The sequence below is a fragment of the Rhizobium leguminosarum bv. trifolii WSM2297 genome (assembly GCF_000271845.1).
The window spans coordinates 4,319,505-4,339,766 of record NZ_JH719395.1 but is presented as its reverse complement, the minus strand read 5'-3'; the positions used below and the strand labels follow the sequence as shown (position 1 = coordinate 4,339,766).

Genomic DNA, 20,262 nt, shown 5'->3' with positions numbered 1-20,262 from the left:
CTCTTCATGAGAGGAGCGGACATAAGGTCCGCCAATTCGGATCGAGAATTAAATGGCGAAGCTTGCGCGAAGGTGGCTCAGAAGCCCGACTGTATGCGCGAGAAAACCAGATTGGTGAAAATCGAGATCTGCGAGCCGACGAAGGGCGCTGTGACACCGACCACGACCAGCACGGCAACGATCTTCGGCACGAAGGTCAGTGTCGCTTCCTGCACCTGGGTCAGCGCCTGGATCAAGGCAATGACGAGACCCACCACCATCGCGGCGAGAACGGCGGGACCGGAGGAAATCAGGACAGTCCAGATCGCCGCCTGGAACAGATCCAATGCATCAGCTTCATTCATCTGAAGGCAACCTCATATCGCCTCGAAGCAGCCCCGCCGTGGCCGGGCCGCTATTGGTTGGTATCACCCGGCGCGTCGGCGCCGCGGTATCAGGTATCGCTGGTCGTGGTCGTCGGCGCCTTGTCGGCAACAGTGATTCCCGCCTGCACGAGTATCTTACCCCCATCCTTGGTCGTCGCAATGATGCCGTCGGAATAAACTTTGACGGAATCGACGATGCCTTTGACAGTACCGTCGGCGCTTTCCATGTATTTTCCGACGTAGCTGCTTGCCTGGGTGAGGCTCGAGCTCGACAGAAGTGTATCCAGCTTGGTGTTGGTCTGGATCGTCTGCTCGACCTGCGAGAAGCTTGCCAGCTGCGACATCTGCTCGCTGGCATCGACCGGATCGGTCGGATCCTGATTTTTCATCTGCGCGATGAGCAGCTGAAGGAAATTGTCGTAGTTCAGCGTCGCCTTCTTCTGGGCCGAACTCGTCGAGTTCGATGTCGAAGTGGTCACGCCTGATGTTGCATCTACCGCCATGGTGCAATCTCCCTGCGAATCTGCTCGACCATCGTCGGCGGCATTTCGTGGTTGTTGAGGATATTGTCTTCGATCGCGTAGAGGCCGCGGATCGCCTTCAGCGCGTCGAAAGCGCGGCCGGTCGAGACGAGTGCATCGATGCGCTTCAGTTCGGCGAGGATTTCCTCGTTCTTGAAGCAACTGAGCAGCATGGTGATCGACTTGCGGAACATCGCCGTCGAGTGGTCCTTGCCCTCGGGATTGATCAGGATCATCTGCGCGATGAAATAGAGCTGACGCAGCGGCGTGGTGGCGCCTTCCGGCTGGAGGACGTGGTTTTCGAGAAGGAACGTCACATCATTCAGGAATTCCAGCGCGACCTTGCGGTCGACACGCAGGACGGCGCCGTTGATGAAGATTCTTTCTCCGGCTTTCAGAGAAATGCGAAGTGTACTTTTCATTTAAGTCCATCCCTGATGATGGTGGTAACGTCGATGATGCCCTGGTAATTATTCGACAGACGTTTTCGGATCCTGTCGCATTCCTTCAATATCCAGATCGCGATCGAGATGAGGTTGGCCCTGAGCTCGATCTCCAGCTGGTTGTCGGGATGTTTCAGATCCTCGATGAAGCTGACCCAGACCCGGCGCGTATAAAACAGGGCTTCGATGGCTTCCCGGCCGTATTTGTCCTTTTCGCGCGCCAGCGACAGCAGGTCTATGGAGCGGTCAAGGACCTGCCATTCCCGCTCTTTCGCGTCGGCCACCGAGTCCTGCATGACTTCGGCATAAGAGAACTGATACATTCATGCATCCTTCTTAGTCTTGCGCGCCTTTGATCATCAAAGGTAGTTTACGAGACTCAACTGCTGGATTTTCGAGACAATCGTGTAAGCCGTTTCAAGCTGCGTTTCCAAAGTCTTGACGAGGGTCGAGGCCTCGTAGGGATCGACGCCCTGGAGATCAACGAGCTTGTTCTTGATGATGTTCGACTGGGCGTCGAGGGCGTCGTTGGACTTCTTGACGCGCTCCTGGGAAAGGCCGAGCTGGCTTGCCTGCGTCACGAGGCCGCTGGTCGCCTTCGTCGTGTAGGTGATCGCCTGCTTCGACACCGTGCTCATCGCATCACTGCTGAGGTTCTGGCCGAGCAGCGCCGAGGTCATCACCGAGGCGAGCGCCATGTAGCGCATGCCTTCGGAGTTGGCGTTGGTCGAGGATTCGATCACTTCGGAATTGCTGATGCGGCTCGTCATGTTCTGGCTCGATGCCTGCGACCAGCCGGTCGTCGCATTGGTCCAGTTTGCCTGGCTGAACATCGGCTCCACCGTCGTCGTGATGAAGGTTTCCATCTCGGCGCCGGTGAGAGCGCTGACCGCCTTCGGCGGGACGAGAGCACCAGCATAGGTATTCAGTGCCGTGACGATGGCCGCACTCGTCGCCGTCGTCTTGTCGGTCAGCGGCTGCACATCGGTGTTGATGCCGGAGAACAGGTATTCGCCGTTCACCATGGTATTGGCGGTGTCCATCATGGTGGAGAGCGCGCTGGTCGCCGACTGGATGGCGACGGTGACGCTGCCGGGATCGTGGCTGCCCTGCAGCGCCGTCAGCTTCGAAACCAGACCGTCGCCGACATCCTTCATCTTGGAAAGACCGAGCTGCGAGGATTCCATGCGGGCGGTGACGAGCGAATTGCTTGCTTTGATCGAGTCGATCCGGTCGGTTTCGCGGCTGAAGTCGACGCTTCTCGCGGCATTGCCGCCGAGCGAGACGCCAATATCCGCATAGACTCCGGTCGTTGCCTCCATCGTCGCCTTGGTCATCTGGTTCTGCGCCTGACGGATCGTCAGTCGCATCGCGTTCTGAATGGCCGAACTTGAAATAAATGAGCTCTTCATGGCTTAACTCGCAATATCCAGCAATGACTTCAGCATTTCATCGACGGCATTCAGGATCTTGGTCGCCGCCTTGTAGGACTGCTCTATGTCAAGGAGCAGCGTCAGTTCCTCGTCGAGGTTGACGCCGGTCTCATTGGAATAGGCTTCATCGGACCGCGACAGCGCCGCCGAGCTGTTTTCCGCCGCCGTCGTGGCGTTGCTGCGGTATTGCTCGAGCCAGCCGAGGGAATTGGTGGCATATTCCATGATGCTGACGTTGGAATCGATGCCGGTCGTGGCGTCGAAACCGACCGCCGCTCCCGCAGCCGGGTCGAAATCGATGTCGGAGCCCAGCGCCGTATAGAGACGGTCGAGCTCAGTCGTATAACCGCTGAGGCCTGTGGGATTCAGGACAAGGCCCGTGGCGTTGATGCCGCCATCGCGCAGCCGCATCGGATCGCCGCCCTGCGAGGTGATGACGCGGCTGCTGACGGTGATGGTCGAGGCCATGCCGGCAATCGCGGTACCGCCGGTATCGACCGCGCCGCCGCTCCAGGTGAAGAGACCTGGCACATAGGCCGGGCCGGCCGCCGTGTTCTGCTCCTTGAAGAGCGACACCAGGCCGCGGGCGACTTCGTCGAGCTGCTTCTGGAAGTTCGGGGCGATCTCGTCGCGGACCTGCAGGAGCGACTGGAGGCTCCCCTGCGCCGTCGTCGTCGATCCGCTACCGCGCGCAAGCGCGACACCGTCGATATAGACCGAATTGCCGGTGATGGTGGCGTTGTAGACATCCTGAGACTTGAATGTCACCTTGCGCGGGATTGTCTCGAAGAGGATGGTCCCGTCGGAGGTGCTCAGCACCATGTCGTTGTTGTCGCGCGTCGTCGCGTTGACGCCGACGATCTTCGAAATCTGCTTGAGAGCCTTCTCGCGTTCATCGAGCGCGCCCGAGGCATCCGTCCCCGAAGCCGTGGCGGTCTTCACCGCGTTGTTCGCCTTCTCGAACTGGCTGAGCAGCGTATTCAGCGTATCGACGTCGGTGGCGATCTGCTTGTCGGCGGTGGCGCGGACGTCCTGCACGGATTGCGAGGCATTGTTCAGCGAGTTGGCGACATCCTGGGCTGCGGTGATGGCGCCCTGGGCGGCAACCGTGCTGCCCGGCGTCGTGCGGAAGGCCTGAAGCTTCTGCTGGAAAACACCGAGATAGGTCGATGGCGACGTTTCGTAGTCGTTGCCACCCACGATCGACTTGAGGTCTTCGAGACCGCCCAGCAATGCCTGCTGGGCGCTGTCCTGCGAGGAGGTCTTCAGATATTGGCGCAGCAGGGCGTCTTCCTGTGCCCGGTCGATCTTGACGACCTGCGCGCCGTTCAAGGACGTGGTGAGCATCGCCTGCCGGCGCACGTAATCTTTGTTGCCCGCGTTCGAGATATTGTTCGATACGACACTGCTTTGCGTGCCGGTATTGTTGAATATGTTCTGCGCGGTATTAAGTGCGGATGTGAGCGACATGGCTTACCCGTTACCCTACTTATCTCTTGAGGTTGACGAGAACGTCCATAATGTCGGAACCCGTCTGGAAGACCTTGGAATTGGCGGTATAGCTGCGTTGGGATTCGATCATCTCGGTCAGCTCGCCGGCGAGGTCGACGTTCGAACCTTCGAGAGCGCCCGACTTGATCGTGCCGAGGCCGTTGGTCTGAGGGAAGCCGGTGACAGTGACACCCGACTGGCCGTTGGCGCTGTAGACGTTGCCGCTCATCAGCGTCAGCTTGTCAGGGCTCGCGACGTTGGCGAGGGGGATGCGATAGAGCGGCTTCGTGCTGCCGTCTTCATACTTGGCATAGACGATGCCATCGCCGTCGATCGTGACGTCCTTGACCGGGGTCGCCGCCTGGCCGTTCGGTGTTCCGGTGCCAGAGAAGTCGGCGCCTAGCTGCGTCAATCCGGAGAAATCCATGGCGATCGTTTGGCCGGTCACGCCATCGGTGATGTTAACGGCGCCGGTCGAGGTCATCTTGCCGTTCGAGTCGAAAGTGAGCGTTCCGTTCCCGACTGCGCCGCCGGCTGTGTAAGGGAAGGATGTCGTGCCGCCCACCGCCGCATTGGCGTTGCGGTACATCGCCACTTCCCAGGTGGCTGCAGTAGCGGGAGGTGCCGGCGGCGGCGCTGCGGCGACCGCGGTCTTCGTGAAATAGAAGTCGTACATCACCTTGTTGCCGAGACGGTCGTAGGCGACCATCGAGACCTTCTTGGTGTCGGTCGTCGTGGTGGCGGCGTTGGCGCTCGGCGCCGTCGCAGGAGCGACCGGGATCTTGGCGTTAGAATCGAGATTGCCCTTGAAGACACCTGAGGTCGAGGCGATGGCGGTCAGGCCATCCTGGCTGACGTTGACGGGAACGAGGCCATCGAAACCGTTGACGACGACGGCGGGAGAGCCGGAGTCGTAGGAATAACCCATCAGCTGGAAGCCGGCGGCATTGACGAGGTTGCCTTCGTCGTCCTTGGTGAAATCGCCGGCGCGAGTCAGAACCGGTGTGCCGTCGGCACCCTGCACGATGAAGAAGCCGTCGCCCGAAATCGCGAGGTCGGTGCCCGAGGTGGTGTAGGAGATGTCGCCCTGGTCGGAGACGGCTTGGCGGACCGAGCTCTGAACGCCGCCGGAATTGTAGTTGCCGCCCGAGGAAGGCAGGACCAGCGACGAGAAGCTCGTCGACACGGCCTTGTAGCCGGTGGTGTTCACGTTGGCGATGTTGTCGGCGACGGTGCTGAGGCGGTTCGCCTGCGCATTCATTCCCGATACTGCCGTCTTCATGCTGCCGAAAATGCTCATCTGAAAACCTCGTTTTACCTGTTAAACTCGAGAGTATTTGTCGGGCCTTGCGTGAAGCTGTCTGTCATGGCGCACTGCGAGGCTAATATCGAGGTTCAGCCGGGCGCCGCCGCCCGGCCGGAAAATCAGGCCCAATCGATGCAGTAGCCAAGGAAGCGCTTGGAATCGACCGGATCGACGCCGAGCTTTTTGCGCAGCTTCTTGCGCAGCTTCGAGATGTGGCTTTCGACGACGTTCTCTTCGACCTCTTCATCGAAGATGCCGTAGATGGCGTTGAAGATCTGGGTCTTGGTGACCCGGCGACCGCGATTGGCGATCAAATATTCGAGGATGCGGCGCTCGCGCCGGGGAAGCGCAAAGACTTCGCCGTTGATCTCCGGGTCACGACCGTCCGAGAAGACGCGGATCCCACCGATTTCGGTGTAATTGGCGATCGCCTTCAGCCGGCGCCGGATTGCCGCCGCCCTTGCCAGGATTTCGCGCGGATGAACCGGTTTGCGCACCACGTCGTCGACGCCGCAATCGAACAGCGCAAGAGTGTTTTCGAGCGAGTGCTGGTCGCTGACCGCAATCACCGGCGCCATCGACCGGTCCCGGATCGCCCGGGGCAGTTCGTAGTTGCGCTGGCCCTGACCGATCAGGAAGGCCTCGACTGCCGCTATGTCGGAATCGGCGGCGGTTTGTACCCATTCGCCGAATTCGGTTGGATCAAAGCCGGTGGAGGGAATGCCCTCACGGCCAAACAGAGATGTGTATCCATCTTTCACGAGCTCACGCTCATCAACCACGACGATCATTCGTCCGCCTCCGAATCAGTGTGGCACTTCGATGATCTATGGGTACGAATCGCACGAATCGGCGACAACTCGTTAAAGTTAATGGCAGAAACTAATAATTGATTAAGATCCGGGTGGCGATTTGATCTATATCTAGTGGGTCTGGCTGTTTATGCACACCAAAATTTCGTGGAAAAGTTAACAGTCCCTTAATTATGACTTGCGTAGGGGATTCGTGCCGGATTCCTGCCATATTGTGACACAGTTTCGTCACAATATGCCTCTTCCATCTTTGGTTGAATCAATTTCGGCAAAAGTTACTCGCATTAGGAGTCCACTTGCCGTAGCCCGTGGCGACCAGATTGGCGATGACGCGGCAGACATATTGCTTCTGCGCGGGGTCGTTGTTGGGTCCAGCATGGTATCTGGCTACCGCCATCGTCCATGTCTCGTGACGATCATGGAGGTTGCGGAGGAATTTTGCCGCATACTCGACGTTGCGATGAGGGTCGAACATGTCCTCGGCCGAGCCGAAATTTTCGCCATGATAGTAGTGGTTGATCTGCATGCAGCCGATGTCGATGAGCTTGGCGCCGCTGCTGCGGGCGACATCGAACTGCCGCATGGCGTCCTGCTCGGAGGGCGGAAAGATCGCCTTGCCTTCGACGTTCATGGCATAGGGATAGAGCGAGCCCTTGCGGCCGGTCTCCGTCAGGCCGACCGAATAGAGGATGCCTTCGGGGATGCCGTATTTGGCAGCTGCCGACTGGATCTCACGTTCGCAGGCGCCGGTCGAGGCTTTCGCCTCAGAGGTAAACGCCGCCAGCGCCGCCGCTGCGGCCAGCAGAAACGTCTTCAATACCGGTCTCACCTGCACCATTGAAGCCTCCGTCCGTCCGCTGTGCCGTCTGATTGTGGCGCTCGCGCGCCTCGCCGCCCTGCCCCTGCTGGGCGAGCGACTGCTGCTGGGAGGCCTGGCCTTGGCTGCCTGCCTGGTTGCCGGCGTCGCTCCGCTCGACCGGCGCCATGCTGATGGTGACGTTGTCGACGGCATAACCCTGGCTGCGCAGAGCTTCGAGAATCTTGCCGTGATCTTCCTTCATCTGACGATAGGCCGCGCCGGTTTCGACCTTGAGGTCGACGTTCAGGGCGTCGCCGGACAGGCGCATGGTCGCCGTCACCATGCCGAGATCGAGCGGGTTCATCTGGATCTTCAGCGTGTTGACCACCTTGCCGGTGCTCGTCCATTCCGCCGCATTGGAGAGTGCCGAGCTCGGCTCCATGGCGCGCGCCCATTCGGAATCGCCTGAGAGAGCGGCGGTTACGGCGGCAGAATTCGAATTCTGCATCAGGCCGATATAACGGCGCGATTCAAGGACCGAAACGTTTTCGACATCGGCCTTCTTCGCGCCGTCCTTCTGCCCGGCCTGGTCGGTGCCGAGGTGAACGTCCATCGACACGCCACGGCCATCGGCGCGGCTGATTCTGAACGTCCTGCCGTCGGCGGCTTCGGCATTCTCCGATCCGGGAACCTTCACCTCATCCGCCTTGCCGCTGTCGACGCTGCCGCTAACGGCCGCCAGGGCGTCGGACGCATGGCCGCCTGCCTTGGCGTTGGTGCCCTCGATCTTCTTGCCGGCGGTCTTGACTTCATCGGCTTGGGCGGACGCGTGATGGGCGCCTGCTGCCGCCTGCAAAGCGACCGCGGCGTCGGCAGGATCCTGCTTCAGCAGGCCGAGGACATCGGAGATACCGCCGTCGTCATCGTCGCTGTCCTGGTCCGTATCGGTTTGCAACGCATCGGCTTTGGCGTGCTTTCCGCCTTTGGCCGCCTGAACGACCTCTTCGGCCGAGCGGTCCTTCGCGTCGAGCTTGCCGAAGGCGAGATCCGCTGGCATCTTGACCGCCGCCTTTCCGGGCTTTGCCGCGGCTTTTGCGGCATTGGCGATCGTTTCCGGCTGCACTTCAGCCTGCGCCTTCAACGCGGCGTCGCCGAGGTCGATCAACGGCTTTGCGCCGCCGCGGCTGCGGAGGGTCCGCGCTACGTGCTCGGCGCCGGCATCGGCAACCGCACCCTGATCCGGCTGCGGATCGTCGGCGTCGTCATAGACGGCGCCGTTGCTTGCCTTGGCAAGCGCATCGGAGAAGCCGTTCTTCTGGCCAGCGGCATCGTCCTTGCCCATCGGCCGTGCAGATTTCGCAGCCGCGGCGGTTTCCGCACCGGCGGCTCCGCCCAAGACGCTCATATCCATCATTGTTCGTTGCCTTCCTGCGCCAGAAGACCGTCGATCTCGTCGAGCTTGGACCGATTGGTCGTCACAAATGCGTTGAATGAGGGGTCGGTACCCTGGCTCTGGCCAGTCGATGCCACACCTCCCGGAACAGGTTCGGGAAGCGCGCCTGGCGCTCCCGGTTGCGGAGCTATAGCCGCAGCCTTTTCAGAAGTGATTTCTTGATTGGAAGTGTTAGGGTCCGAGGCTTGCATCAGGCTTGCCGGGTCGGGAGCGCGCAGGATCTGCTCGGCAACCGATCGCGCCGCCTCCTGCAGCGCCTGATCCCGCGGCGAAAGCGCGTTGCCGGCGATGCCGCTGACATTCTTCGCCGCCCGGTCGATATCCTCTGTGGGAAGCCCGGCCATGCCGCCATAAAAATCTGCCAGCGGACCAAAGGCATTGTCGGTGCCGGCGCCAAGCGACTGCACACGCGCGACCGCCATGTGGGCCAGCTCCGGCTTACCCGCAATCGCGGCAGCGCGGGCGATGCGCAGATAGACCTCACGCTGACGCGGCGCATCCATGAAGGACAGGATATCGATGACTTCCTGCGGCTTCACGGCGTGATCGTGGCCGACGACAAGCGTGACGAAAAGATCGGCGAACTGGCTGGCATAGGGCGAATGCAGGAAACGCCTGACATAGCGCTGCGAATAGGCCATGCCCCTGTCGAGCATCCCCTTGTCGAGGCAGATGGCGACGGAGCGGCGCAACGCCGCTTCCTCGACGATCGTACCGGGTGCTGCAAGGCGCGCCTGGTCGTAGAGATCCAGCGCGTCTGTCGGCTTCGTCGCGATCAGCACGTTGCCGCCGATCAATGCGAGGTAGGGGCCAATCTTCTTGTCGCGGTATTCCCTGGCCGTCTCCTCCAGCGTCTTGGCGACGAGCAACCCCTTGCCGCTCAGATATTTTCTGAGCACATCGGTGACACGGTTGTCGAAATAGCCGTTGACGTCGTGGGCGATCAGATATTCGAGGGTCTGCGGATTGCCGCCGCTCATCGCGTAAATCAGCGCTGCATCGACATTGCGGTCGTCATCGAAGACCGACGTGTCGACGGTGCGCAGCCGCTCGTCGATCGTACCCAGCATGAAGCGTTGCATCTCACCGGCCGAATGATCGCCGGCGACGACGGAATCCTGTACGAACTGCAGCGATCGCAGCATCTTGTACGGCGCAAGATCATCCGGATCCTGCGCCTTGCCTGCAGCCGGCGAAAGCATCGCCAGGCTCAGCGCCAAAAATCCGACATAGCGATGCTGCCGACACGCCATCCTGTTATCCTCGATCCGCCTGCACCAGGATCTCGATCCGGCGATTGGTCGCGTTGAACGGGTCGGAGGGCAGCTTCAGCCGGCGGTCGGCAAAGCCCGAGACCTGAGTAATGCGTTTTTCGTCGAGCCCGCCGCGCACGAGCATGTAATAGGCGCTCTGGGCGCGATCCATCGAAAGCCGCCAGTTCTCGTTCTGCGTGCCCTTATACGGACGTCCGTCTGTGTGGCCGCGGATGGCGACTGCGCCACCCCGCTCCTTCAGGATCGCGCCGATCTTTTCCATGGCGAGCACCATCTCCTGGCGGGGAACCGCGGAACCGATATTGAACATCGAGTCGTCGTTCTGGTCGGAGATACTGACTAGCAATCCACCTTCGGATGCCGTCACGGTCAGGCCTTCGGCAAGCTTGCCGGCAACGCCACCGATCTGCCGGGCGATCTCAGCCTGCAACTGCTCTGCTTCTTTCTGCTGCTGTTGCTCGGTCTGGGCCGCGCTCTTGTCCGCATCCTTCTGGCGATCGGCGTCCTTTTGCGCTTCGGCCTTCTTGTCCTCAGCCTTCTTGTCGCCAGCCTTCTTGTCGTCCGGCGCCTTGCCGTCCTTATCGGCCGCGCCCTTGGTCTCCTTGGGTTCTTGAGCGGCCTTCTGATCGGTGGTCAGCGGGATCGGCTTCATATCCTCGACCTTGGCGACCTCGGTTGTGCCGCTCTCGGCCGGCTGCTCGTCGGTCTTGCCCTGAGGCGCGGACTTGCCGGCTGTCGTGACCTCGACCTGCTTCGTCCAGAAATCCGGATCGAAGGGGTCACGATAGGCCTCGCCGCCATCGGCGCCGGTGGCAGGGCCGGAATCGGCGGCGCCACCATCACCCTTGGCGCTGACATTGGCCTGCTGGCCGACTTCCTGCGCAATTTCGGCCAGAACCGAGTAGGGATTTTCGAAGAAATCGGCCTCGGAATAATTGGTCTGGTCGCCTGATGTCGATGTCTGGTCGTCGCCATCCGCCGAGGCCTTGCCGTCGTTGGGATTTTCTTCCTTCTGCTTCGACTTCTCCTGCTTCTCCTCGCCCTCCGCGTTGTCGACGGGCTTCTTCAGTCCCTTTTCGGTCGGCTTTTCGTCGGAGAGCTTGATCGGATTGAAATAGGTCGCGACCGAGGCCTTGGTCTCTTCGTTGGCGGCATTGACCAGCCACATGACCAGGAAGAACGCCATCATCGCCGTCATGAAGTCGGCATAGGCAATTTTCCACGCACCGCCATGGGAGCCATCGTGATCACCGCCGCCATGTCTTTTGACGATGATGATCTCGTTCTTGCCGTGGTGGTGGTTTTCGCCTTCGCTCATTCGAGAACTTTCTTCAAGCTGGCTGCCCAGGCGGACATACGGGTAACGATGACGGATTCGCCGATTTCGACGGCAAGATCGATATCGTCAGTCTCAAAGTGTCGAACCGCGCCGGCATGTTCACCGAGTTCGGCCTTCAATAGATCGAAAAGCCGGGTCGGTCCGCGCACGACGATCGGTCCGGCTGCACCCTCGAGGATCGCGTCGCGCAGCAGGACGGCGAGGCTTTCGGCGGCCTTGGCGGCAAGTGCTTCGGTCATCACGGGCGCAATGGCGATAGCGGCGCCGGCACTCACCAGCTGCGCGACCTCTTCGGCGATATCGCGGACGCGGGAGGCAATGATCGCTGCCGCCTCAACTTCGTAGCGAAGCTTCAGCTCCTCGAGCTCCCGCGCGTGAATCTCGGCCAGCGTCTGCGCCTCGCGTTCGTATTTCTCGGTCAAATCCGCGGTCGCTGCGGCATGACCTTCCGCATAGGCATCGCGGCGCTCCGCCTCGACGTCGATCGCCGGTTCGCTCGGCATTTCGGGAAAACCGTCGCCGCCGAAATCGTCCATCTCGATGATCGGCGCTGACGGTTCCGGTTCACCGAAATCCTTCAAATACCGGGAAAGCGTAATGCTCATAAAAAACCATCCAGCATTCGGGAGGCATGCAGCATATCCACCCCCGCTCAAAACGACTTGCGCACCGGCATGTCGCTTCGAACGGGCAAGGGCTTCACCTTGCGCCGGCACGAATTTCGGACGATGCCTTCATGCCGGAAACTAGGAAGTCAAACTTGCGCGAGGATGAATGACGCCGCCATCCGCGATCGCGCCCACCTTTATTCCAGCAGGATCAGAATCTTGCTTGAAGCCGTGTTGAGGATCGAGATTGCTTCAACGGCCATCTGCTTCTGGGTTTCGATCGCCTTCTGCCGGATCGAAGCCTCGTCCATATCGGTATCGACGAGCGCACCGACGCTCTTGTCGATCGAATCGGAGAGATCGGCCGTATAGTCTATCTGATCGTCGATGCGCGTCTTCATCACGCCGATGGATGCGGCTGTCGTCGTCAGCGAGGCAAGCAGCGAGTCGGTCACATCAAGCATGTCGGTCAGTTGCGCATCGGTCGTATTCTTGCCGATGGCAATTTCCGTTCCTGCCGCCGGTGTCGTCGAGTTGGCGTTCAGCAGGTAGTAGTTGCGCGCCGTCGCGCCGCTGTTGTTGATCGCATTGGCATCGACCGCCTTGGTGAACAGGCCGCCGCTGGCATTGTTCTTGTCGACGAGGATGGTCTGCGACGACGGGAAATCGATGGTCCGGGCCTGATATTCGCCGGTCGGAGCGCGCACGAAGCTGGAGATGACCGACCATGTCGGGGGCGCGGTGGTATTTCCGTTTAGCAGCCAGTTCTCACCCGCAAACGAAGTCGATTCGACGATTGTCTGCAGCTGCTGCTTGTATTCGCTGATCTCGGCATTGATCTTGTCCTTGTCGGTGCCCGGCTCTCTTGCCGCAACCAGCTTGGCGCGAATCTGGCCCATAAGATCGATCGCCGAATTCATCGCCGTGTAGGTCGCGTCCACCTTGGCAGCTCCGAGACCGAGCGCATCCCCGATCGTCCCGAGATTGGTGCTGTCCGAACGCATGACGGTCGCGACCGACCAGTAGGACGCATCGTCGGCGGCCGTCTCGATACGGTAGCCCGAGGAAACTTGCTGCTGGGTCTGGCTGGCTTCTTTGTTGATGCTGCGCAGCACCGCAAGCGCATTCACCGCGGCCGCGCTGGTAATCTTAACGGTCATCGACAGGGTCTCGGATTAAGGTCAAGGGGCAGGCCGGAATGCCGGCGGCGACTGACGTGGCGTCATGCCTCCGGTAGCGTTTCTACCGGCGTGTCGCAAAAGCAAATCAACTGAAAGTTAAGGTAACTCGATATCAACCTGTTGGGCAAGAGCGCAGCACTGGACGCGCCGGATCGATCGCCACGGAAGCCAAGCCATTGATATGAAAGAAAGAACCGCGCCGTTTCGGGCGCGGTTCGTAGTTTTTTTGCCTGCTGCCGGACGAAGGCGCAAGATTCGGTCCAGCTTCAGCGCCTGGTTTAGCTGCGGAACAGCGTGAGGATGTTCTGAGCGCTGGAGTTGGCGATCGACAGCGACTGGATCGCCAGCTGTTGCTGCGTTTGCAACGCAGTCAGCTTACTCGATTCTTCCTCCATGTCGGCATCGACGAGGCGGCCAACGCCCGAGTCGATCGAGTCGCTGAGCGCGCCGACGAAATTTTCCTGCAGTTCGATGCGCGTGGAAATCGAGCCGAGCTGCGATGCAGCCTTGGTCATCGCGTCCAAGCCGGCCTCGATCGACGTCAGGGCCATGGAGATCTCGACCGACCCGAAGCTGCTGATGTCCATCGAGTAGATCGAACCGATCGTACCGTATGATGTGCCGATAATGCCGGAGCTCGTCTCGATCGAGCCGACCGAGTCCATGCCGAAGAGGACGTTGCCCGTGGAGCTCGAGTTCAGGATGTAGTCCGTCGTCTTGACCGAGACATTGCCGTTGCCGTCACGCACGAAGGTGGAAACCACGCTCTTGGTGCCGTCAGCGCCGGCGACCCAGTTTTCGCCGGAGAAGGAAGCCGATTGCGCGATGCTGAGCAGCTGCTGCTGCAGCTGGCCGATTTCTTCCTGGACCTTGGTCTTGTCGACGCCCTTTTCGGTCGCGGCGACGATCTTCGCCTTGATTTCGCTGATGACGTCGATCGCGCTGTCCATGGCGGAGTAAGCGGTGTCGACCTTGGCGGCGCCGAGGCCCAGAGCGTCGGAAACGGCGGAGAGCGCCTTGTTATCCGAACGCATGGTCGTTGCGATCGACCAGTAGGCGGCGTTGTCGGACGCTTTCTCGACGCGGTAACCCGACGATACGCGGTTCTGCGTCGCCTCAAGGCCGTCATTGATTCCGCGGAGTGTCTGAAGAGCGGCCATCGCCGCAACGTTCGTCAAAATGCTGGTCATGAAATGATTGCCCCTTGTCGGCAGTTGATAAAAAGGGACATTCCGGAAAGCTACCGGGAACGGGGACCAGCCTCATGCCTGTTAACCGATTCTTAAATTTGGTTAACCCGCCGTCTCGTTGAGTTGAGAAAACAGCATTATGGTTAATCAACCGTTAACAGACATTAAAAAAGCCGCGCTCCATTGAAGCGCGGCTCGTTTCCGAGGTGCCCGCCGGCGACCGGCGGGCCGATATGTCTGCGGATTATTAGCCGCGGAACAGCGTGAGGATGGTCTGCGAAGAAGAGTTCGCGATCGACAGCGACTGGACAGCCAGCTGCTGCTGGGTCTGCAGAGCGCTGAGCTTGGAGGATTCTTCTTCCATGTCGGCGTCGACGAGACGGCCAACACCGGAGTCGATCGAGTCGCTGAGAGCGGAGACGAAGTTTTCCTGCAGTTCGATGCGCTTGGAGATCGAGCCGAGAGCAGCGCCGGCGCTGGTCATGGACTTCAGAGCCGCTTCGACGTTGGTCAGAGCCGTCTGGATCTGGCCGAGGGTGAAGGTGGTGATGTCCATGGCGTAGACAGAACCGGTGGCACCGTTCGACGTACCGAGGATACCCGTGGAGGTTTCAACCGCGCCGCCGCTCATGCCGAACAGAACGTTGCCTGCAGAGCCGTCGTCGAGAACGTAGTCGGTCATCACGACCGAAACAGCGTTGGAGCCATCACGGACGAAGGAGGCAACGACGTTCTTGGTGCCGTCAGCGCCTGCAACCCAGTTTTCGCCGGAGAAGGAAGCCGACTGAGCGACGCTCAGGAGCTGCTGCTGCAGCTGGCTGATTTCTTCCTGGACCTTGGCCTTGTCGACGCCATTTTCAGTGGCGGCAACCAGCTTGGCCTTGATGTCGCCGACGACATCGATGGCGCTGTCCATGGCGGAGTAAGCGGTGTCGACCTTGGCGGCGCCGAGGCCGAGAGCGTCGGAGACGGCGGAAAGCGCCTTGTTGTCCGAACGCATGGTCGTTGCGATCGACCAGTAAGCAGCATTGTCGGAAGCCTGGCCGACGCGATAACCGGACGAAACGTGAGCCTGGGTCGTCTGGAGACCCTGGTTGATGCCACGGAGAGTCTGGAGAGCTGCCATTGCAGCATTATTGGTGTTGATGCTCGTCATAGTTTGTTTGCCCCTTGTTGGCAGATTTTAAGAAGGGACATTCCGGATTTTCGGCCGGCCCACAGCGATCAGCATCATGCCTGTTAACCATTCTCGTTAAGGTTAACTCGCCGTTTCGATGGGCCTAGAAGACAGCAAGATGGTTAAGGAAAGCTAAATTCCAAATGGAAATAACGTAAAAATATCTGACACTTAGAAGGATTTTCATTAACCTTATGTTAAAACATTTCGCGGCCGGGAATGACCCCGGCCGCGAAACTTGAAAGCCTTTGCCGGCCGCTCTTAGCGGAAGAGCGACAGGATGTTCTGCGAAGAGGAGTTCGCGATCGACAGCGACTGGATCGCCAGCTGCTGCTGGGTCTGCAGGGCGCTGAGCTTGGACGATTCTTCTTCCATGTTGGCGTCAACGAGACGGCCGACACCGGAGTCGATCGAGTCGCTGAGAGCGGACACGAAGCTGTCCTGGCTGTCGATACGCTTGGAGAGCGAGCCGAGAGCAGCGCCGGCGCTGGTCATGGACTTCAGAGCCGCTTCGACGTTGGTCAGAGCCGTCTGGATCTGGCCGGCGGTGAAGTTGGTGATGTCCATCGAGTAGACAGAACCGGTGGCGCCGTTCGAGGTCCCGAGGATACCCGTGGAGGTTTCGACCGTGCCGTTGCTCATGCCGAACAGAACGTTGCCTGCAGAGCCGTCATCGAGAACGTAGTCGGTCGTGGTGACCGAAACGGCGTTGGAGCCATCGCGGACGAAGGAGGAAACGACGCTCTTGGTGCCGTCAGCACCGGCGACCCAGTTTTCACCGTTGAAGGAAGCCGACTGAGCGATGCTCTTCAGCTGTTCCTGCAGCTGACCGATTTCTTCCTGGACCTTGGCCTTGTCGACGCCGTTTTCAGTCGCGGCAACCAACTTGGCCTTGATGTCGCCGACGACATCGATGGCGCTGTCCATGGCGGTGTAAGCGGTGTCGACCTTGGCAGCACCTACGCCGAGAGCGTCGGAGACGGCGGAAAGCGCTTTGTTGTCCGAACGCATGGTCGTTGCGATCGACCAGTAAGCAGCGTTGTCAGAAGCCTTTTCCACGCGGTAACCCGACGAAACGTGGTTCTGCGTGCTGTTGAGGTTCTGGTTGACGTTGCGCAGCGTCTGCAGAGCGGCCTGTGCGGAAGTGTTGGTGTTAATGCTTGTCATAAATCTGTCCCCTGGAAACTAGATACAAAAAGGAGGACATACCGGACTATAATACCGGCGATGACGGACCAGCTTCATGCTACTCGGCGCCTTTTTTTGCTTGGCCCAAACCCGTCATGTCCAGGGCAATCTCGCAGCCAATGCTTGCCAACTTCTTAAAAATGGGGGGTCCGCGCCGGCTCCTTACATCGCATAGTTAATGCCGGCTGAATCTATTCCTTCGCATGCTAACGTACCGGGAAAGAAACCATTTTCTCTCATGAACGGAAGCGTCTCCGGGAGGCGCACCGGTTTCAAGCAAGCTTCACATGGCAATGTGGCAGGTGCCGGGATAGCATCATCGGATCGATCCATCCGTTTTCGGAGAGGACGGCTCGTGCGCGTGTCGGCGATCGACAGCCATGCCAGAACATTTCCTTCACGGAGTTGGGTTTTGAACAGCAAAGTTTCGTTCTCTGCGGCATCCAAAGATTACCAGGCGGGCCGCTACACACAGTCCTTGGCGACGCTCAACCAGCTCATGGATATCCAGCAGGACGCCAAGACCTACGCGCTGCTGGCCAAGAACCTCGTGCAGCTCGGCTTCAAGGCCGATGCCGCGAAAGCCTATGGCCTGGCCGGCAACTGCGAAGGACCGAATGCCTACGAGTACCAGAAACAGGCCGCCAAGCTGCATTATGAGATCGGCAACGAGGATGATGCTCTGCTGATTGCCATGCGAAACCTCGCCAGGGCACAGGACGACGCCGAACTCGCCTTCATCATCACCGCAATCTATCTGAAGCGCCAGCAGCGGGATATCATTCGCCCGTTCAAGACGGTGCTGTCACAGAGTGCCAATCCCGATCACATGCGCCTGGCAGCCCTGCTGCTGAGCGACGATCTGAACGACGCAACCAATCAGAGCCTCTCGCGCAACCTCTTCAAGCGCTTTCCAGGCAATCTCGCATTCCGCTTCCTGCATCTGGTTTTCGCCCGCGAATTCAATGAGTTCGAAGAGGCCAGCAAACATCAGGCGGTGATCGATGCTGCACTCGCAAAGGGCGATGTCGAGATCCTGCGCAAGGACAACCCCTTTTATCATCTGCACTGGTGCGGCAACGAGGATTTCAACCGCTTTGCCACGATCGGCACCACGCCTCTCAACCAGGAACGGGTGGCATTGCGCCGCAACCAGCCGCACACATGGACGGACAAGATCCGGATCGGCTACATGTCGTCGGACTTCTGGGATCGTCATGCGACGATGAAGCTGCTGCAGCGCATCCTGGAACTGCACGACAAGGACCGCTTCGAGGTGACGCTGTTCTGCCATACCGGCCCGGAATACCTGAAGCACAACGTTACCGACCGCAGCCGCTGGGGCCGGATCGTCGACATTCACGGCTTCTCCGACCAGGCGGTGCTGGCAGTCGTGCGCGAGCATAATATCGACATCATGGTCGACCTGAAGGGCCATACCTCCGGCAGTCGCGCGACAGCCTTCAACCTGCCGCTGGCACCCGTACACGTCGGCTGGCTCGGTTTCCCCGGCAGCACGGTCAATATCGATCTCGACTACGTCATCGGCGACCACTCGGTATTGCCCGAGGTGGCCAAGCCCTTCTACCATGAGAAATTCTGCCGGCTTCCGGAGAGTTATCAGCCGAACGACCCGATGCATCGCCCGAAGCCGCGCCCCGTCACCCGCGAGCAGCTCGGCCTGCCGGAAGAGGCCTTCATCTTCGCCTCGTTCAACGGCAACCGCAAGATCACGCCGGAGACGATCGACAGCTGGTGCCGCATTCTCAAGCGGGCGCCGACCAGCGTGCTCTGGCTGATGGCGAACACGCCGCGCAACCAGGCGAACCTGTTGAAGCAGTTCCAGACGGCGGGCATTTCGCCCAAGCGGATCATATTCTGCCCACGCGCGCCCTACGAACAACATATCGACCGTCAGCAGGCGGCCGACCTCGGCATCGATACCTTCCCCGTCAACGGCCACACAACCACCTCCGAGCAGCTCTGGGGCGGTCTGCCGGTCCTCACCGTCAAGGGCACCAACTTCGCCTCACGCGTCAGCGAGAGCCTGCTCAGGGCGATCGACCTGCCCGACCTCGTCGCAAGCGACCTCCAGGCCTATGAGGATATGGCCGTCGAGCTGGCGGAGAACCCCGGGCGGATCGCCGAATACAAGGCGCATCTGAAAGAGAAGCGCTATATCGCGCCGCTCTTCGACGCCGAACGTTTCTGCGATCATCTGGAGCAGGCCTACGAAATCATGGCCGAGCGCGCCAAACAGCGCCTTGCACCCGAGCACATGGACATTGCGGCGCTGCCGCCGCGCACGGCACCGTTCGGCGCCGAGTGAGCTTTTCAATCGTCACGAAAAACCCGCCGGAGCGATCCGGCGGGTTTTCTTGTTGGCGTATACGCGGGCAAAGACATGGGGCGAAGATAGGCGCGGCGGCCGGTCAGTTGAAGGAGCGCACCAGACTGCCGACCAGCAGATTCCAGCCGTCGATCAGCACGAAGAAGAGAATCTTGAACGGCAGCGAGATCGAGGTGGGCGGCAGCATCATCATGCCCATCGCCATGGTGATGGTCGCGACAATCAGGTCGATGACCAGGAACGGCAGCACGACGAGGAAGCCGATCTCGAAGCCGCGGCGAATCTCGGAAATCATGAAGGCCGGGATCAGCACGCGGTAGTCGATCGGATCGGTGGTCTGGATGGTCTGCCCGCGTTCACGCGCCAGATCGACGAAAAGCGCCAGATCCTTGTCGCGGGTGTTGGCCGCCATGAAAGTGCGGAAGGGTTCGGCAATGCGCTGGACGGCCTCGGTCTCGTTGATCTGATTGGCCAGCAGCGGCTGCACGCCGTTCTGCCAGGCCTGATCGAAGGTCGGCGACATGACGTAAAAGGTCATGAACAGCGACAGCGACAGGAGGATCATGTTGGAGGGCGTCGAGGAAAGTCCCATGCCTGAGCGCAGGATCGAGAAGGCGATGATGAAGCGCGGGAAGCTCGTCACCATGATCAGGATGCCCGGCGCGACCGAAAGAATGGTCAGCAGGCCGAATGTGCGGATGATCCAGGCGGCGACGGAGCCATCGACCGGCACGTTCAACAAGTCAGTCGGCAGCTGCTGCGCTACCGCCAGTTCCGGTACCGCCATCATGGCGGCAAGGAAAACTATGAGACGAATCATTCGATGACAAATGTCCTGAACATGACCTTCGATACCCGCCCTTGCGAGCGAAGGTCAACACGTTCCTGTATGTCATCCTTGAGATATTGAAAGCCCCGCGGCCCCTCGATCTGCTGCAGGGATACGGTCCTGATATAGGCGAGGATATCCTGGTGAATATCCTCGGAAACCTTGACATCCGGCGGCCCGTTGAACAACAGCGCGACCTCGAGTCGGACCCAGTTTTCAGAGGGGTAAGCGAGGTTCGAGGTAATCGGCTCGAGCTGGACGACGTTGTTGGCCTCGGTCGAGATGTGGGCCAGGCCTTCCTCGGACTTTTTCTTGGCCTCGGCATCCTTGGCCTGCTCGGCCTCCTTGGCGCCCTTGATGTTGGGCGCGACGATCGTCCCGACCGCCCAGCCGCCGCCGGCGCCGAGCAGCGTCAGGACGGCGATGCCGATGATCGTCATCAGCGTGGCGGACTTCTTCTTTGGTTGACCTGCGCTTGCGTCTGGCTCTGCCATCGTCGTTCA

General features: G+C 60.1%; 20 protein-coding genes. 1 reads left to right on the top strand and 19 read right to left on the bottom strand.

Going from position 1 to position 20,262, the window contains the following annotated elements; translation table 11 throughout:
• Positions 1 to 77: 77 nt before the first annotated feature.
• The 17 genes from fliQ to RLEG4DRAFT_RS36150 form a co-directional block, all read right to left on the bottom strand.
• Positions 78 to 344: a flagellar biosynthesis protein FliQ gene (gene fliQ, locus RLEG4DRAFT_RS36230; RefSeq protein ID WP_003584287.1), complete on the bottom strand. Its 267-nt coding sequence runs from the start codon at positions 342 to 344 to the stop codon at positions 78 to 80.
• A gap of 89 nt (positions 345 to 433) precedes the next feature.
• Complete coding sequence (gene flgD, locus RLEG4DRAFT_RS36225; RefSeq protein ID WP_003584286.1) at positions 434 to 868, bottom strand: flagellar hook assembly protein FlgD; 435 nt, start codon at positions 866 to 868, stop codon at positions 434 to 436.
• Positions 859 to 1,308 carry a flagellar biosynthesis repressor FlbT gene (gene flbT, locus RLEG4DRAFT_RS36220; protein WP_003584285.1) on the bottom strand — a complete coding sequence of 150 codons (450 nt, stop codon included), beginning with the start codon at positions 1,306 to 1,308 and terminating at the stop codon, positions 859 to 861. The genes flgD and flbT overlap by 10 nt, the downstream gene beginning before the upstream one ends.
• Positions 1,305 to 1,652, bottom strand: coding sequence for a flagellar biosynthesis regulator FlaF (flaF, locus tag RLEG4DRAFT_RS36215; protein ID WP_003584284.1), 348 nt, complete (start codon positions 1,650 to 1,652; stop codon positions 1,305 to 1,307). Before flaF ends, flbT begins: the two co-directional genes overlap by 4 nt.
• Before the next feature lie 36 nt (positions 1,653 to 1,688).
• A complete protein-coding gene (locus RLEG4DRAFT_RS36210; RefSeq protein WP_003584283.1) occupies positions 1,689 to 2,741 on the bottom strand; it encodes a flagellar hook-associated family protein in 1,053 nt (350 codons plus the stop codon).
• A gap of 3 nt (positions 2,742 to 2,744) precedes the next feature.
• Positions 2,745 to 4,232, bottom strand: a complete 1,488-nt coding sequence (flgK, locus tag RLEG4DRAFT_RS36205; RefSeq protein WP_003584281.1) for a flagellar hook-associated protein FlgK — start codon at positions 4,230 to 4,232, stop codon at positions 2,745 to 2,747.
• 19 nt (positions 4,233 to 4,251) lie between these two features.
• Positions 4,252 to 5,553, bottom strand: coding sequence for a flagellar hook protein FlgE (locus tag RLEG4DRAFT_RS36200; RefSeq protein ID WP_003584279.1), 1,302 nt, complete (start codon positions 5,551 to 5,553; stop codon positions 4,252 to 4,254).
• A gap of 125 nt (positions 5,554 to 5,678) precedes the next feature.
• The gene (gene rem / locus RLEG4DRAFT_RS36195) at positions 5,679 to 6,350 is read right to left on the bottom strand and encodes a transcriptional activator Rem (protein WP_003584277.1); all 672 of its coding nucleotides are present in this window, start codon (positions 6,348 to 6,350) and stop codon (positions 5,679 to 5,681) included.
• Between the two features lie 280 nt (positions 6,351 to 6,630).
• The gene (locus RLEG4DRAFT_RS36190) at positions 6,631 to 7,188 is read right to left on the bottom strand and encodes a lytic transglycosylase domain-containing protein (protein WP_003584276.1); all 558 of its coding nucleotides are present in this window, start codon (positions 7,186 to 7,188) and stop codon (positions 6,631 to 6,633) included.
• Positions 7,136 to 8,584, bottom strand: coding sequence for a flagellar hook-length control protein FliK (locus tag RLEG4DRAFT_RS36185; RefSeq protein WP_003584274.1), 1,449 nt, complete (start codon positions 8,582 to 8,584; stop codon positions 7,136 to 7,138). Before RLEG4DRAFT_RS36185 ends, RLEG4DRAFT_RS36190 begins: the two co-directional genes overlap by 53 nt.
• Positions 8,581 to 9,876 (bottom strand): chemotaxis protein MotC, encoded by a 1,296-nt coding sequence (gene motC, locus RLEG4DRAFT_RS36180; protein ID WP_003584273.1) that lies wholly within the window; start codon positions 9,874 to 9,876, stop codon positions 8,581 to 8,583. The genes RLEG4DRAFT_RS36185 and motC overlap by 4 nt, the downstream gene beginning before the upstream one ends.
• Positions 9,877 to 9,880: 4 nt before the next feature.
• Entirely contained in the window at positions 9,881 to 11,215 is a 1,335-nt protein-coding gene (locus tag RLEG4DRAFT_RS36175) for a MotB family protein (RefSeq protein ID WP_003584271.1), read from the bottom strand.
• On the bottom strand, positions 11,212 to 11,841 hold the full coding sequence (locus tag RLEG4DRAFT_RS36170; RefSeq protein WP_003584269.1) for a hypothetical protein: 630 nt from the start codon (positions 11,839 to 11,841) through the stop codon (positions 11,212 to 11,214). Before RLEG4DRAFT_RS36170 ends, RLEG4DRAFT_RS36175 begins: the two co-directional genes overlap by 4 nt.
• A 200-nt stretch (positions 11,842 to 12,041) precedes the next feature.
• Positions 12,042 to 13,004 carry a flagellin gene (locus RLEG4DRAFT_RS36165; protein ID WP_003584268.1) on the bottom strand — a complete coding sequence of 321 codons (963 nt, stop codon included), beginning with the start codon at positions 13,002 to 13,004 and terminating at the stop codon, positions 12,042 to 12,044.
• 299 nt (positions 13,005 to 13,303) lie between these two features.
• Positions 13,304 to 14,215 (bottom strand): flagellin, encoded by a 912-nt coding sequence (locus RLEG4DRAFT_RS36160; RefSeq protein ID WP_003584266.1) that lies wholly within the window; start codon positions 14,213 to 14,215, stop codon positions 13,304 to 13,306.
• A gap of 247 nt (positions 14,216 to 14,462) precedes the next feature.
• Positions 14,463 to 15,371, bottom strand: a complete 909-nt coding sequence (locus tag RLEG4DRAFT_RS36155) for a flagellin (RefSeq protein ID WP_003584264.1) — start codon at positions 15,369 to 15,371, stop codon at positions 14,463 to 14,465.
• 282 nt (positions 15,372 to 15,653) lie between these two features.
• On the bottom strand, positions 15,654 to 16,559 hold the full coding sequence (locus RLEG4DRAFT_RS36150; protein ID WP_003584262.1) for a flagellin: 906 nt from the start codon (positions 16,557 to 16,559) through the stop codon (positions 15,654 to 15,656).
• Positions 16,560 to 16,935: 376 nt separating this feature from the next.
• Between RLEG4DRAFT_RS36150 and RLEG4DRAFT_RS36145 the strand changes: the two genes are divergently transcribed.
• The gene (locus RLEG4DRAFT_RS36145) at positions 16,936 to 18,909 is read left to right on the top strand and encodes a glycosyl transferase (RefSeq protein WP_003584260.1); all 1,974 of its coding nucleotides are present in this window, start codon (positions 16,936 to 16,938) and stop codon (positions 18,907 to 18,909) included.
• Positions 18,910 to 19,012: 103 nt separating this feature from the next.
• On the opposite strand, the gene fliP is transcribed toward RLEG4DRAFT_RS36145, so the two are convergent.
• Both fliP and RLEG4DRAFT_RS36135 read right to left on the bottom strand, forming a co-directional pair.
• Complete coding sequence (gene fliP, locus RLEG4DRAFT_RS36140) at positions 19,013 to 19,750, bottom strand: flagellar type III secretion system pore protein FliP (protein WP_003584259.1); 738 nt, start codon at positions 19,748 to 19,750, stop codon at positions 19,013 to 19,015.
• The gene (locus RLEG4DRAFT_RS36135) at positions 19,747 to 20,253 is read right to left on the bottom strand and encodes a flagellar basal body-associated FliL family protein (protein WP_003584257.1); all 507 of its coding nucleotides are present in this window, start codon (positions 20,251 to 20,253) and stop codon (positions 19,747 to 19,749) included. Before RLEG4DRAFT_RS36135 ends, fliP begins: the two co-directional genes overlap by 4 nt.
• Positions 20,254 to 20,262: the final 9 nt, after the last annotated feature.

Bases quoted from the DNA above. Each gene is read 5' to 3' on its own strand.
- RLEG4DRAFT_RS36155 (WP_003584264.1), bottom strand. From the start codon at position 15,371: ATGACGAGCATCAACACCAATAATGCTGCAATGGCAGCTCTCCAGACT.
- flbT (WP_003584285.1), bottom strand. From the start codon at position 1,308: ATGAAAAGTACACTTCGCATTTCTCTGAAAGCCGGAGAAAGAATCTTC.
- RLEG4DRAFT_RS36135 (WP_003584257.1), bottom strand. From the start codon at position 20,253: ATGGCAGAGCCAGACGCAAGCGCAGGTCAACCAAAGAAGAAGTCCGCC.
- RLEG4DRAFT_RS36165 (WP_003584268.1), bottom strand. From the start codon at position 13,004: ATGACCGTTAAGATTACCAGCGCGGCCGCGGTGAATGCGCTTGCGGTG.
- rem (WP_003584277.1), bottom strand. From the start codon at position 6,350: ATGATCGTCGTGGTTGATGAGCGTGAGCTCGTGAAAGATGGATACACA.
- fliP (WP_003584259.1), bottom strand. From the start codon at position 19,750: ATGATTCGTCTCATAGTTTTCCTTGCCGCCATGATGGCGGTACCGGAA.
- flgD (WP_003584286.1), bottom strand. From the start codon at position 868: ATGGCGGTAGATGCAACATCAGGCGTGACCACTTCGACATCGAACTCG.
- RLEG4DRAFT_RS36175 (WP_003584271.1), bottom strand. From the start codon at position 11,215: ATGAGCGAAGGCGAAAACCACCACCACGGCAAGAACGAGATCATCATC.
- flgK (WP_003584281.1), bottom strand. From the start codon at position 4,232: ATGTCGCTCACATCCGCACTTAATACCGCGCAGAACATATTCAACAAT.
- RLEG4DRAFT_RS36170 (WP_003584269.1), bottom strand. From the start codon at position 11,841: ATGAGCATTACGCTTTCCCGGTATTTGAAGGATTTCGGTGAACCGGAA.
- RLEG4DRAFT_RS36150 (WP_003584262.1), bottom strand. From the start codon at position 16,559: ATGACAAGCATTAACACCAACACTTCCGCACAGGCCGCTCTGCAGACG.
- motC (WP_003584273.1), bottom strand. From the start codon at position 9,876: ATGGCGTGTCGGCAGCATCGCTATGTCGGATTTTTGGCGCTGAGCCTG.
- RLEG4DRAFT_RS36200 (WP_003584279.1), bottom strand. From the start codon at position 5,553: ATGAGCATTTTCGGCAGCATGAAGACGGCAGTATCGGGAATGAATGCG.
- RLEG4DRAFT_RS36185 (WP_003584274.1), bottom strand. From the start codon at position 8,584: ATGATGGATATGAGCGTCTTGGGCGGAGCCGCCGGTGCGGAAACCGCC.
- RLEG4DRAFT_RS36210 (WP_003584283.1), bottom strand. From the start codon at position 2,741: ATGAAGAGCTCATTTATTTCAAGTTCGGCCATTCAGAACGCGATGCGA.
- fliQ (WP_003584287.1), bottom strand. From the start codon at position 344: ATGAATGAAGCTGATGCATTGGATCTGTTCCAGGCGGCGATCTGGACT.
- flaF (WP_003584284.1), bottom strand. From the start codon at position 1,652: ATGTATCAGTTCTCTTATGCCGAAGTCATGCAGGACTCGGTGGCCGAC.
- RLEG4DRAFT_RS36160 (WP_003584266.1), bottom strand. From the start codon at position 14,215: ATGACCAGCATTTTGACGAACGTTGCGGCGATGGCCGCTCTTCAGACA.